This is a genomic window from Microbacterium sp. ARD31 (assembly GCF_031844425.1).
Genome location: NZ_JAUZVE010000008.1, coordinates 1 through 12493 on the forward strand (window position 1 = coordinate 1; position 12493 = coordinate 12493).

Consider the following 12493-nt stretch of genomic DNA (forward strand, 5'->3'; position numbering starts at 1 on the left):
AGACGGGGAGATCGGGTTCGGCGCGTAGCCCTTGCCCCATCGCAGCATCCATGAATCCGGGTCCGTGAGCCGCTGGAAACCGTACTGCTCGTACAGTCCGTGGGCATCCTCGGTGAACAGGGCTGTGCGCTTCAGCCCGAGTGGTTCGAGGTCGTCGATGATGCCCGCCATGATGCGCTTGCCGATGCCTCGACCACGCGCAATCGGATCGACGAAGACATCGGCGATCCACGCGAACGTCGCACCGTCGGTGATGGCACGGGCATACGCGACCTGCTGCCCTGTGACCGCGTCGAAGACGCCGTAGTTGCGAGAGCCCGCCATGGCAGCCTCATGGGCCTCGCGCGTCCGTCCGCGGGCCCAGTAGGACTCCTCTGCGAGCCAGCGATGCACGCGCTCGACATCCATGGCCGATGCGTCGGCGGAGAAGATCAGATCCTGGACCATGCCCTGATCCAACCAGCCACGGATCGGCCGCCGACAAGGCTGCTTGCGATCAAGTGGACCGACTGCCGAGAGGGGCCTGCCTCCTCTAGCCTTGGCCGATGCGGATGCTGCTCACGTCCAACGGGATCGCGAACCCCCTCATCCACGATGCGCTCGTCGATCTGCTCGGCAAGCCGATCGCGGACTCCCGGATCGTGGTGGTCATCGACGCCATCCTCGGTTTTCCCGGCGACAGCTCCACCCTCGTCGAGCATCTCGAGGGGCTGCGTTCGCTGGGCTGGGCCGAGTTCGACGTGGCGTCGCTGTTCGCCGGACCTCCGACGCTGGTCGAGTCGCGGCTGCGGTCGGCCGATGTGATCCTCGGCTACGGCGGCAGCAACCTGTGGGCGGCGCACGCCTGGCACGCGACCGGCCTTGCGCCGGTGCTCGCGCAGCTTCTCGAAGAGAAGGTGTACGTCGGGTGGAGCGCGGGCTCGATGATCTTCGCGCGCTCGCTGGGCCGCTGGCCGGAAGACTTCGACGATCAGGAGGAGCTCGAGATGTTCGGGCTCGACTCGATCGCCCCTGCCGTTCCGCTCTTCGACTGGTTCTTCATGGGTCATCGCGGCGCGGACTGGATGCCGACGGATGCCGACGCGTGGGCGGCGCGCGGCGCCGGGCGATCACGACAGCCGGTTTGGTTCCTCGACGACGACTCCGCGCTGCTCGTGCGCGACTCCGCGGCTGACCCGGTCGTCGTCTCGTCGGGCCACTGGCGCCGATTCGGTCCCGACGGGTCGGTGGTGGATTCGCGCTGACGCTCGCGCGCACACTCTGCTGTGCAGATCGGCTCAGTGGAGCGTTTCGCCACGCCGAAGCATGGCGACGTACTGGTCGACACGGGCCGCGCGCGTTTCCGGCCGCTTCAAGCTGCTCACCCGGAACGCCATCGCGAAGCGGTTCTGCGCCGATTGCGCAGCGAACGCGGCGGCGAGTGCTGGGTCGGCGTCGAGTGCCGCCTGCAGTTCGGGTGGGACCTCGCCGTCGCTTTGACGATATGCGGCGTCCCACCACCCGTCCGCTTTCGCCCGTTCGATCTCGCGGAGTCCGGCTGGCCGCATCCGACCCGCCTCGATGAGACGGGCGACGTGCTCCCGGTTGACCTTCGACCACAGCCCGCGGGGCCGGCGCGGCGTGAACACCTGCAGGAAGTAGTCCGCGTCCAACGACAGTCTCTGCCCGTCGATCCATCCGAAGCACAGGGCGACGTCCAACGCATCCGCATAGGTGATGCCGGGCCGCTTCGACGGCGCTTTGCGAAGCCGAAGCCTCACCCCGGCGGGATCGGGATCGGACTCCAGCCAGCGCTCCCACTCGCCGACGGTGTCGACATGCAGCTCGGGCTTGGCGGATGCGGCGACCATCTTCGCACCGTAGACCTTGCCCCCGACGTTTTGCTCGGCGGAGTCGCCACCGTCCCGATCAGTCGGGACAGTACTCGACCGCTCGCCCGATACGACGTCTGACGAGTGCGAACTGCGCGATCGATCACGGTGTCTTCTTCCGGTGAGGTCCGGTTCCGTTTCTATCGCGCCGCGGACGCGCTAGCCACGCCTTGCCGATCCACCCCTCCGGTTCGGGCGCCGGTGTGGGATCAGAGGCCGACGGCCATGTCGGCGAAGCGCGAGAAGTGGCCCTGGAACGCGATCTCGAGCGTCGCGGTCGGACCGTTTCTGTGCTTCGCCACGATGAGGTCGGCCTCGCCGGGGCGGACATCCTTGTCGTAGACCGAGTCACGGTGCAGCAGCACGACCATGTCGGCGTCCTGCTCGATCGAGCCCGACTCACGCAGGTCGCTGACCGCGGGGCGCTTGTCGGTGCGCTGCTCAGGACCACGGTTCAGCTGCGACAGCGCGATGACCGGCACCTGCAGTTCCTTCGCCAGGAGCTTGAGGGCACGCGAGAACTCGCTGACCTCCTGCTGACGCGACTCGACCTTCTTGCCGCTCGTCATCAGCTGCAGGTAGTCGATGATGACCATCTTGAGCCCGGCGCGCTGCTTGAGTCGACGGCACTTCGCCCGGATCTCGACGAGCGTCATGTTGGGGCTGTCATCGATGTAGAGCGGAGCATCGTTGATGCGGCCGCGGGTCGAGGCGATCGTCGTCCAGTCGCGCGAGTCGAGCGTGCCCTTTCGCATGTTCTGCAGCGGCACCGACCCCTCGGCGCTCATGAGTCGCATCGCGATCTCGCTGCGCCCCATCTCGAGCGAGAAGAAGATGGTGGGCATCTTGTGCTTGATGGCCGCAGCGCGGGCGAAGTCGAGCGCCAGTGTCGACTTACCCATGGCGGGTCGTGCGGCGACGACGATCATCTGACCGGGGTGCAGACCGTTGGTGAGTTCGTCGAACTGCTGGAAGCCGGTGGGGATGCCGGTCATCTGACCGTCGCGGCCGCGGGCGGCCTCGATCTCGTCGATCGCGGCGCCGACGGCGACCTCGAGCGGCACGTAGTCCTCGACGGTCTCGGCGCCCGTGACACCGTAGATCTCGGCCTGGGCGTTGTTGACCAGATCGACCGCGTCACCCTGACCGGCGTACCCCATCTGCACGATGCGCGTTCCCGCGTCGACCAGGCGACGAAGCAGGGCACGCTCGGCGACGATCGACCCGTAGTAGCCGGCGTTGGCCGCGGTCGGCACGATCGACGTGAGCGAGTGCAGGTAGTCGGCGCCGCCGGCGCGCTGCAGTTCACCGGTCTTGATCAGCTCGTCGGTGACGGCCACCACGTCGGTCGGCTCACCGTGCGAGTAGAGGGAGAGGATCGCTTCGAAGATGAGCTCGTGCTTGGGGATGTAGAAGTCCGAGCCGCGCAAGCCTTCGATGACGTCGGCGACGGCATCCTTCGACAGCAGCATTCCGCCCAGGGCGCTCTGCTCGGCGAGGATGTCGTGCGGAGGGGTGCGCTCGTGCTCGCGGGGTGGGCCAAGTCGTTCTTGCGAGATGTCAGCGATCGACATGACGTACGGAGCCTCCTGACAAGACGAAGTCCTCATCCCCCGATGAGACGAAGTACACGCTATGAAGGGCCTCCGACACCTGCAACACGGCCTGTGGATAAGTGTGTGGAGAGATTGCGTGAAACGCCGTGGCGCATGTGGAGAACCCCTGTGGAGAACCTTCCTAGTTCGGCGAGTTTTTGTCACATAAATAGCCATTGACCGGCGCTTTGTGTTTCCACACTCTGTGGACAAACACGGGCTTGAAGTGCCCATTGAAGGTTGCGCACGAGGGGTTGAGTTATGCACAGATGAGCCTCCCGCGCAACTCGAAAAAATCCCGGGCATTTCGGATCGAGGGGTAGACACCCGATATACCAGTACGCTAGCGTCACTGTTCCAGGCACCCTCAAGGACGATCTTCGCGGATCGAAAGACGCTCTTCGTCGTGGGAGGTGAACGTGGTACCAACAGCAGACAGCCCCATCGAGCGGCTGCGCACTCTGGCCCTGACGGGCGTCGGCATCGCGTTCGCCTGGGTCGCGGTTTCGGTCTTCTTCGGACTGGGATCATCGGACGCCCTCGCGAATGACGATGAGGGTGCCGGCGGACTTCTCGGCGGCGTGACGTCGGTCGTGGATGAGACCGTGTCGACGACCACGGATGCCGTGACCTCGGCCGTCGCAACCGTATCCGAGCCCGTCGCGAAGGTCGTCGAGACCGTGCAGACCACGGCTCCGGCCCCGGTGGCCGAGCCTGTGAAGGACGTCGTGAAGGTCGTCGAGACGGTCGCCGAGACCGTGACCGCACCGGTGGACGAGATCGTGTCGAACGACGTCGTCTCCGCCGTCGTCACGCCTGTCGTCGACGTCGTAGAGAGCGTCCCGGTCGTCGGCGGAATCGTCGAGCAGACCGGCGCGGGCGACGCCGTGAAGGACGTCGCCGAATCCACCGACAAGGCACTGGGCTCGGTGTCCGACTCGACCACCGAGGTCGTCGAGGTGATCGACGGAACCATCGATGTTCCGCCCCTCCCCACAGCACCCGCAGCGCCGTCGACGCCCGTCATTCCCACCGTCCCCGACCTCGATGTGGACGCGGTGACCGGTGAGGGCGCCGGCATCGACGTCGGCGCCGTCAACCACGCGGTCGCCGACCTGAGTTCGCAAGCCGGTACGGCGGAGCTTTCCGCGACCGCCGACGCGGCATCCTTTTCCGGCTTCACCGGTGCGCCGGGCGTAGCCGTCAACGGCGCCACCGCCGTGATCTCGGGCTTCTCGGTCCTTTTCGGTACGACGCTCACCCTGCCTTCCATGGGTGAGCTCTGCCCTGCACAGCTTTCCGCGGGATCCAACGGTGCGGGTCCCGGCGCCTGGGCGTTCCTCGCCCTCTTCCCGTTCGCCGCACACCGTGCCTGGGTGCGCCGACGCGGAGCAGGGGACGACGACGTGCCGCCGGCGCCCTTCTTCGGCACCGACGTCTCTCCCGACTGACGACAGCTGCGTCGCCGATCTTCGGCGACAGAAGCTCATCGACGCGCACTCGCGCGTCCTTCAATCAGTCAATTCAATGGGGAGAACCAATCATGCGTACGTTCATCACGCGAGCCCTGTTGGGCACGCTCGTCGCCGGCGGCATAACGCTGTTCGGCGCAACGGCCGCCAATGCGGCCGAGACCACGGGGGAGGACGGTCTGCTCTCGGGCACCCAGGCCCTCATCGAAGTCGACCTGCCCGTGACGATCGGCGGCAACGCCGTCTCGGGCATCGGCGACTCGAGCAGCGAGTCGTCCACTGTCGAGGTGGCACCGGCGGCGCAGCCCGCTCCGGCACCCGCTCCGGCTCCGGCTCCGGCCCCGGCAGCCGAGCCGGTCGCAACGACAAGCGGTGAGGATGCCGCGGGCTCAGGCTCGCAGGCCATCGTCACCGTCGAGGCGCCCGTGACCGTGAGCGGCAACGCCGTCTCGGTCGTCGGCGACAGCTCGTCGTCCGACAGCGCGACGCACGTCGAGACCGCTCCGGCGGACTCGGGCGACGCCGGGCAGGCCGAGACCACGGGCGAGGACGGGATCCTCTCCGGAACCCAGGGCATCGTCTCGGTCAACGCGCCGGTGACGGTCAGCGGCAACGCCGTGTCGGTTGTGGGCGACAGCCACAGTGAGGGCTCCGACACCGCGGTCGCCTCCGGCAGCGGCGAGGGCGAAGGCACCTCCGGGTCCACCACCGGCGAGGACGGGATCCTCGGCGGCACCCAGGTCGTTGCACCCGTGGAGGCACCGGTCACCATCGGCGGCAACGCCATCTCGGTCATCGGCGACAGCCACACGGAGGGCTCGATGACCGGCGTCATCACCGGCAACGGCGACGGCGCCAGCGGATCCACCACCGGCGAGGACGGCGTTCTCGGCGGCACCCAGATCGTCGCACCCGTGGAGGCACCGGTCACCGTCGGCGGCAACGCCATCTCGGTCATCGGCGACAGCCACACCGAGGGCTCAACGACCGGCGTCATCACCGGCAACGGCGACGGCGCCAGCGGATCCACCACCGGCGAGGACGGCGTTCTCGGCGGCACCCAGGTCCTGGCACCCGTCACCGCACCCGTCACGATCGGCGGCAACGCCATCTCGGTCATCGGCGACAGCCACAGCGAGGACTCGATGACCGGCGTCATCGCCGGCAACGGCGGCACCACCGGATCGACGAACGGCGAGGACGGGATCCTCGGCGGCACGCAGGTCCTCGCGCCCATCACGGCACCGATCACCATCGGCGGCAACGCCATCTCGGTGATCGGCGACAGCACGACCGAGAACTCGACGGTCATCGTGACGCCGACCGACCCCACCGTCCCGACGGATCCGACCGACCCGGTCGACCCGACGGACCCGACCGACCCGGTCGACCCGACGGACCCGGTCGACCCGACGGACCCGGTCGACCCCACGGACCCGACGGACCCCACCACCCCGGTGAACCCGACGGACCCGACCAACCCCACCACCCCGGTGAACCCGACCGACCCGATGATGCCCGCCAACCCGGGCTCGAACGGCGGAAGCTCCACCGGTACTGACGGCATGACCGGTTCGCCGGCTGCCACCACCGCCACGGCCCTGGCGATGACCGGAGGCAACGACGGTCTCGCAGCGCTCTTCAGCGGTGTGCTGATGCTCCTCGCAGGAATCGGAGGCCTGCTCTTCGCGCGCCGCCGCACCGCCTGACGCGTGACGTCGGGCGTACCGTGCCTGGACGCCCGACCACCACGTGAGGGAACTCACGGATGCCGCGGCCTTCCGCTCCACCGGAGGGGAGGTCGCGGCATCCGTCGTGCACGCTTGGCGCTGGATGCGGGTATCTGCGCGGGTGGCAGCAGACTGCGACGAGCTCCCGCGAGCAACGGCGGCTCGGTTGGCGCCATGTGCGGTCACCGAGGAGGATGAGCGCAGACAGCGTCAAGTTAGAGGGCGCCGCGCGGAACTCGTCCCCGTGCTACCGCTGCGCGGGGTACTCGATCACCCCGATTCCGGCCGCCCGAGACCCACGCGAAACGACGGATGCCGCGCCCCCTACTCCCGAGGGAGCAGAGGACGCGGCATCCGCGGGTGTCGGGCCTTACTTGGCGGCGACGACCTGAAGGTTGATCACAGCGGTGAGGTCGTCGCGCAGACGGACCGTCGCCTCGTGCTCGCCGACCGACTTGATCGGCGACGTGATGTGGATCTTGCGCTTGTCGAGCTCGCCCAGACCGGCAGCCTTGACGGCGTCGGCCACATCGACGGTCTTGACCGAACCGAAGAGGCGTCCTTCGTTGCCGGCCTTGACCGACAGACGAACGGTGTTCGACTCGAGCTTGTTCTTGAGGGCCACGGCCTCTTCGTGGTCGTGGATCGCGCGCGACTCGCGAGCGGCGCGGATGGACGCCACCTGCTTCTCGCCGCCGCGGCTCCACGCCACTGCGAAGCCCTGGGGGATGAGGTAGTTACGGGCGTACCCGTTCTTGACCTCGACCACGTCACCGGCGCTACCGAGCCCGGTGACCTCGTTCGTGAGGATCAGCTTTGCCATTCCGGTGCTCCTTAGCGGCCAGCGCCGGCGTAGGGCAGGAGCGCCATCTCGCGTGCGTTCTTGATCGCCTTGGCGATCAGACGCTGCTCCTGAACCGAAACTCCGGTGATACGACGGGCGCGGATCTTCCCGCGCTCCGAGATGAACTTGCGAAGCGTGGCGACGTCCTTGTAATCAATGACGCCGACCCGGATCGACTTCGCGGGAGCGGTGGGCTTGCCACCCTTCCGCGGCTTGCGGCGGTCGCCGCTCGACTTTCCAGCCATGGTGATTCCTTAAAAAGATGTGTTCAGAACGGGGTGTCGTCGCCGTAGGCGCCGGGGGCGCTCCACGCGTCGGCGTTGGCGTTGGTGTTCGAGGAACCGGGGGTCGACCACGGCTCGTCGGCGACCTGCGCCTGCTGACGGGGCGCTCCGCCACCGCCGCCGCCACCCGCTGCACGGGTGACCTGCGCGGTCGCGTAACGCAGCGACGGGCCGATCTCGTCGACCTCGAGCTCGATCGCGGTGCGGTTGTTGCCCTCGCGGTCCTGGTAGGAGCGCTGCTTCAGGCGGCCGGTCGCGACGACCCGCATGCCCTTGGTCAGCGAACCCGCCACGTGCTCGGCGAACTCGCGCCACACGCTCGCGCGGAGGAACAGCGCTTCGCCGTCCTTCCACTCGTTCGCCTGACGGTCGAAGTTGCGCGGCGTCGACGCGATCGTGAAGTTCGCGACGGGCAGGCCGTTCTGCGTGTAACGCAGTTCGGGATCAGCCGTGAGGTTGCCCACGACGGTGATGATCGTTTCGCCTGCCATCAGCTCAAGCCTTCGCAGCCTTGGCGGACTTGCGAGCAGCCTTCTCTTCCGAGCGCTTCGCCTCAGCAGCGACCATCGCCTGCGCCTCTTCGGCACGGAGGACCTTGGTGCGCATGATCTGCTCGCTCAGCTTCAGCTGGCGGTCGAGCTCCTGCGTGGCCTCGGCGGTCGCGGTGAAGTTGACGACGGCGTAGATGCCCTCGGTCTTCTTCTGGATCTCGTAGGCGAGACGGCGGCGACCCCAGATGTCGACGTTGTCGATCGAGCCACCATCATTCGTGATGACCTTCAAGAACTTGTCGAGGTTCGGGGCGACCTGGCGCTCGTCGATCTCGGGGCTCAGAATGACCATGAGTTCGTACTGGTGCGTCACTAACCCACCTCCTTCGGACTAGAACGGCTCCCGGGCATTTCCCGGAAGCAGGAGGGTGTGGTGCACGTCATCCGACTTCTCGCGCACATGGGCGCGTGCGGACAACCCTCCTATGGTACCGGACGCCAGGTCAGCCGCCGAATCCGAGACTCTGGGGGATCCCCGACACCCGCGCCGCCGGTCGAGAGACCACACGCCGGCCGCAGGTAGGTTGGCGGCATGGCTGCTGCTCCCGCACCGTTCGACGCGCGCCCGCTGACCGAGCCGGTGGACAAACAGGCGGTGCGCGCCTTCGCCCACGAGATGAAGCGGACGGGCCGTGCGCCGTCGACCAGCCCGCTCTCGATCGTGATCATCTCGATCGCGGGAGTGTTCTTCCTGTCGGTGTTCGGGTCGGTCTTCGCGTCGATCTTCGGCGCGTTCATCGTCGCCGGAGACAGCGGACCGCGGGCGATGTTCGCCGTCATCCCGTTCATCCTCATCCTCGCGGTGATCGCCATGGTCGCCGTCGCGATCGTGCGCGGCTTCGGCGGGCAGAGCGAGCGCTGGTACCGCCTCGACCGCTTCGCGCGCGCGAATGCGATGTCCTACGTGCCGGCCTTCACGAATCCCGATCTGCCGGGGATGATCTTCAGCATCGGCAGCAGCCGCCGCTCATCCGACCTCGTCCGCGGCGAGCGCCCCCGGTTCGTCGAGTTCGGCAACTACCGGTACACGACCGGATCGGGCAAGAACCGCACGACCCACAAGTGGGGATACGTCGCGGTCAAGCTCGATGTGCCCCTGCCCCACATCGTGCTGGACGCCACAGGCAACAACGGCCTGTTCGGCTCGAACCTGCCGGCCACCTTCCAAAAGGACCAGCGGCTGAGCCTCGAGGGCGACTTCGACCGCTACTTCGCGCTGTACTGCCCCGCCGGCTACGAACGCGACGCGCTCTACCTCTTCACGCCCGACATCATGGCGCGCTTCATCGACAACGCCGCCGCCCTCGACGTCGAGATCGTCGACGACTGGCTCTTCCTGTACGCCAAGCGCGACTTCTCGACCCTCGACCCCCGCACGTGGGCGTGGCTGTTCTCGGTCGTCGGGGCCCTCCTCGACAAGCTCGCCCAGTGGGCGCGGTGGCGCGACGACCGTCTGCGGGCGGATGCCGCGCGAGCAGCATCCGCGTCCGTACACGGCGCCGAGGTCGCACCCGCCGCCCAGGCCGGGCATGATTCGGTGCCGTTCACCCCACCGCTCGAGCAGCTGCGGCCTCCGCCCGGCGTCGCCACGCCGGGGCGCCGACTGCAGAAGGGCGTGCCGTGGGTGGCGATCGTCATCGGCGTCGTCGTGGTCGGCGTGTGGCTGCTGCAGTTCTTCGGCGGCTTCGTCAGCATGCTCTTCGACCGCTGAGCCCGCCGCGGGCGTTCGTCAGGGGGATGCCGCGAGACCGAAGTGCGCGAGCTCGGACTCGTCCAGCATCCGGGAGCGGATGAGGAAGCGAAGGCCCGTCGGCGACTCGACACTGAACCCGGCGCCGCGGCCCGGGACGACGTCGATGGTGAGGTGCGTGTACTTCCAGTACTCGAACTGGGCTGCCGACATCCACACGTCGATCGGCTCGGGCAGGCCCGCGTCGACGACGCCGAGGTGGACGTCGCCGGGCCCGGTCTGGAACATGCCGACGGGGAAGCACATCGGGGCGCTGCCGTCGCAGCATCCGCCCGACTGGTGGAACATCAGCGGGCCGTGCTGCGCTGCGAGGTCGCGCAGCAGGGCGGCCGCAGCGTCGGTCACGGCCACCCTGCTGTACGTCGTGGTGTGGGACATCGGGGATCAGAAGAAGCCCATCGAACCCTCGGCGTACGACACCAGGAGGTTCTTGGTCTGCTGGTAGTGGTCGAGCATCTTCAGGTGATTCTCGCGGCCGATGCCCGACTGCTTGTACCCGCCGAACGCCGCGTGCGCGGGGTACTGGTGGTACGTGTTCGTCCACACGCGTCCGGCTTCGATGGCGCGTCCGGCGCGGTAGGCGGTGTCGCCGGAGCGGCTCCAGACGCCCGCGCCCAGACCGTAGAGGGTGTCGTTGGCGATCGAGATGGCGTCGTCGAAGTCCTGGAACGACGTCACCGAGACGACCGGCCCGAAGATCTCCTCCTGGAAGATGCGCATGTCGTTCGTGCCCTCGAACACCGTGGGCGCGATGTAGAAGCCGTCCGACAGGTCGCCGCCGAGGTCGACCCGCTCGCCTCCGGTGAGCAGCTTCGCCCCGCCTGCCTTGCCGATGTCGATGTAGCTGAGGATCTTCTCGAGCTGATCGTTGGACGCCTGGGCGCCGATCATCGTCTCGGGGTCGAGCGGGTTGCCCTGCCGGATCCTCGACACCCGCTCGAGGCCGTCGCCGAGGAACCGGTCGTAGATCGAGCGCTGGATGAGCGCGCGCGACGGGCACGTGCAGACCTCGCCCTGGTTGAGCGCGAAGAAGCTGAAGCCCTCGAGCGCCTTGTCGTAGTACGCATCCGACGTGTCGCGGGCGACGTCGTCGAAGAACACGTTGGCGCTCTTCCCGCCGAGTTCGAGCGTGACGGGGATGAGGTTCTGCGAGGCGTACTGCATGATGAGGCGGCCCGTGGTGGTCTCACCGGTGAACGCGACCTTGCGGATGCGCTTGTGCTGAGCGAGCGGGGCACCGGCCTCGATGCCGAACCCGTTGACGATGTTCACCACACCGGCCGGCAGCAGGTCGCCGATGATCTCGAAGAGGAACAGGATCGACGCGGGCGTCTGCTCTGCGGGCTTGAGAACGACGCAGTTGCCGGCGGCGAGGGCCGGGGCGAGCTTCCATGTGGCCATGAGGATCGGGAAGTTCCACGGGATGATCTGGCCGACCACGCCGAGCGGCTCGTGGAAGTGGTACGCGACGGTGTCGTCGTCGAGCTGGCTGAGCGAGCCCTCCTGCGCCCGCAGCACACCGGCGAAGTACCGGAAGTGGTCGACGGCCAGGGGGATGTCGGCGGCGAGCGTCTCGCGGACCGGCTTGCCGTTCTCCCAGGTCTCGGCGACCGCGATCTTCTCGAGGTTCTGCTCGATGCGGTCGGCGATCCTGTTGAGGATGACGGCGCGCTCGGCAGGGGTCGTCCGCTTCCACGACGCGAACGCCTGCCATGCGACCTCGACGGCCCGGTCGACGTCTTCGACGGTGCCGCGGCCGACCTCGCAGAACGGCTTGCCGTTGACCGGCGAGATGTTCTCGAAGTACTGGCCTTTGATCGGCTCGACGAACTCGCCGCCGATGTAGTGGCCGTAGCGGGGGCGGTAGTCCGCGACCGATCCGCGCTGGCCCGGGGCTGCGTAGACGCTCGAGACGCCTTCTTCGACGATGGTCATGTGCTGTCTCCTTCGACGTGCTCGCGACGGTCCTCGTCGCGTGTGGTCGAAGGTAGAGGGCGCAACGTTGCAGAACGTTGCGCCCTCCGTGGGCCCAGGGGGCAGGCCCGGATGCGGGCTCTGGGGGATTGCCCGCGAGACGGTCAGCTGCAGCCGTGGGCTGCGGCGAGTCCGCTGTCGACGAAGTTCATCGCCCCGCTCACGGAACCGGTCACGTGACCGATGGCGCGGGCGCCGGAGACGAGCTGGCCGTAGCTGGCGCCGCATCCGTCGTTGATCTGCTTGCCGTAGCCGGAGGCGTTCGCCGCGGTCGGAACCGCCACGGATGCCATCGCGGCGATCGTCAACGCCGTCAGCGTCATCACGATCTTCCTGCGCATGTCATTCTCCTTCGAATCACAAACGAGCACTCGGGTGTGCTCGCTCTCACGGTACTCCGGATTTCGCTAGCCCGGCTAGGA

At 67.6% G+C, this 12493-nt stretch carries 14 protein-coding genes; 4 read left to right on the top strand and 10 right to left on the bottom strand.

Going from position 1 to position 12493, the window contains the following annotated elements:
• Positions 1-447, bottom strand: a 447-nt coding sequence (locus Q9S36_RS20310) for a GNAT family N-acetyltransferase (protein ID WP_311286690.1), incomplete at its 3' end; no start/stop codon positions are given.
• Positions 448-545: 98 nt separating this feature from the next.
• Between Q9S36_RS20310 and Q9S36_RS20315 the strand changes: the two genes are divergently transcribed.
• Entirely contained in the window at positions 546-1244 is a 699-nt protein-coding gene (locus Q9S36_RS20315; protein ID WP_311286691.1) for a Type 1 glutamine amidotransferase-like domain-containing protein, read from the top strand.
• A gap of 33 nt (positions 1245-1277) precedes the next feature.
• Here the strand turns inward: Q9S36_RS20315 and Q9S36_RS20320 are convergent, their stop codons facing one another.
• Both Q9S36_RS20320 and dnaB read right to left on the bottom strand, forming a co-directional pair.
• Positions 1278-1850 (bottom strand): YdeI/OmpD-associated family protein, encoded by a 573-nt coding sequence (locus Q9S36_RS20320; protein ID WP_311286692.1) that lies wholly within the window; start codon positions 1848-1850, stop codon positions 1278-1280.
• Between the two features lie 230 nt (positions 1851-2080).
• The gene (gene dnaB / locus Q9S36_RS20325) at positions 2081-3445 is read right to left on the bottom strand and encodes a replicative DNA helicase (RefSeq protein ID WP_251454989.1); all 1365 of its coding nucleotides are present in this window, start codon (positions 3443-3445) and stop codon (positions 2081-2083) included.
• Between the two features lie 440 nt (positions 3446-3885).
• Between dnaB and Q9S36_RS20330 the strand changes: the two genes are divergently transcribed.
• Positions 3886-4917 carry a hypothetical protein gene (locus Q9S36_RS20330; protein WP_311286693.1) on the top strand — a complete coding sequence of 344 codons (1032 nt, stop codon included), beginning with the start codon at positions 3886-3888 and terminating at the stop codon, positions 4915-4917.
• Between the two features lie 92 nt (positions 4918-5009).
• Positions 5010-6647 (top strand): chaplin family protein, encoded by a 1638-nt coding sequence (locus Q9S36_RS20335; RefSeq protein WP_311286694.1) that lies wholly within the window; start codon positions 5010-5012, stop codon positions 6645-6647.
• A gap of 391 nt (positions 6648-7038) precedes the next feature.
• Here Q9S36_RS20335 and rplI read toward each other — a convergent pair whose 3' ends face one another.
• Genes rplI through rpsF form a run of 4 tightly spaced genes read right to left on the bottom strand, consistent with a single transcriptional unit; the run spans position 7039 to position 8660 of the window.
• On the bottom strand, positions 7039-7491 hold the full coding sequence (rplI, locus tag Q9S36_RS20340) for a 50S ribosomal protein L9 (RefSeq protein WP_251455008.1): 453 nt from the start codon (positions 7489-7491) through the stop codon (positions 7039-7041).
• Positions 7492-7502: 11 nt separating this feature from the next.
• Positions 7503-7757 (bottom strand): 30S ribosomal protein S18, encoded by a 255-nt coding sequence (gene rpsR / locus Q9S36_RS20345; protein ID WP_071641238.1) that lies wholly within the window; start codon positions 7755-7757, stop codon positions 7503-7505.
• A 23-nt stretch (positions 7758-7780) separates the two neighbouring features.
• Positions 7781-8287, bottom strand: a complete 507-nt coding sequence (locus Q9S36_RS20350; protein ID WP_311286695.1) for a single-stranded DNA-binding protein — start codon at positions 8285-8287, stop codon at positions 7781-7783.
• Between the two features lie 4 nt (positions 8288-8291).
• Entirely contained in the window at positions 8292-8660 is a 369-nt protein-coding gene (gene rpsF, locus Q9S36_RS20355; RefSeq protein WP_251455012.1) for a 30S ribosomal protein S6, read from the bottom strand.
• Between the two features lie 219 nt (positions 8661-8879).
• Between rpsF and Q9S36_RS20360 the strand changes: the two genes are divergently transcribed.
• Entirely contained in the window at positions 8880-10058 is a 1179-nt protein-coding gene (locus tag Q9S36_RS20360; protein WP_311286696.1) for a hypothetical protein, read from the top strand.
• 18 nt (positions 10059-10076) lie between these two features.
• Here the strand turns inward: Q9S36_RS20360 and Q9S36_RS20365 are convergent, their stop codons facing one another.
• The 3 genes from Q9S36_RS20365 to Q9S36_RS20375 form a co-directional block, all read right to left on the bottom strand.
• Positions 10077-10475 carry a DUF779 domain-containing protein gene (locus tag Q9S36_RS20365; protein WP_311286697.1) on the bottom strand — a complete coding sequence of 133 codons (399 nt, stop codon included), beginning with the start codon at positions 10473-10475 and terminating at the stop codon, positions 10077-10079.
• 6 nt (positions 10476-10481) lie between these two features.
• Positions 10482-12032: an aldehyde dehydrogenase family protein gene (locus Q9S36_RS20370; protein WP_311286698.1), complete on the bottom strand. Its 1551-nt coding sequence runs from the start codon at positions 12030-12032 to the stop codon at positions 10482-10484.
• 143 nt (positions 12033-12175) lie between these two features.
• Positions 12176-12412 (bottom strand): hypothetical protein, encoded by a 237-nt coding sequence (locus Q9S36_RS20375; protein WP_311286699.1) that lies wholly within the window; start codon positions 12410-12412, stop codon positions 12176-12178.
• Positions 12413-12493: the final 81 nt, after the last annotated feature.